We start from the raw sequence: 253 nt of genomic DNA on the forward strand, positions 1-253 counted from the left end.
ATTTTTTTCTTATTTTTATTAAGTTTAATAGTTAATTATTTATTTTCTTTTTTATTTTTGGTATTGTTGTTTTTTTGTTTTTTTTTTTTATTTTTTTTTATTTTTTTTTTTTTTATTTTTTTTTTTTTTTTTAAATTTTTTTTTTTTTTTTTTTTTTTTATTAATTTTTTAGATTTTTTATTTAATTTTTTAAAAATTTTAATTTTTTTGGTTATATATTTTATTTTATTTTTTATTTTTGTAAGAGCAATTT

Annotated in this window: 1 protein-coding gene; it reads right to left on the bottom strand. The window is 6.3% G+C overall.

Annotated features, from left to right (window positions below; all coding sequences use genetic code 11):
- Nucleotides 1-35: 35 nt before the first annotated feature.
- The coding region (locus AAEY68_RS21950) for a hypothetical protein (protein ID WP_350586861.1) at nt 36-253 on the bottom strand (218 nt) is incomplete at its 5' end.

This window comes from Pseudoalteromonas sp. RB2-MNA-CIBAN-0110 (assembly GCF_040309305.1).
Taxonomy (GTDB): Bacteria; Pseudomonadota; Gammaproteobacteria; order Enterobacterales; family Alteromonadaceae; genus Pseudoalteromonas; species Pseudoalteromonas arctica.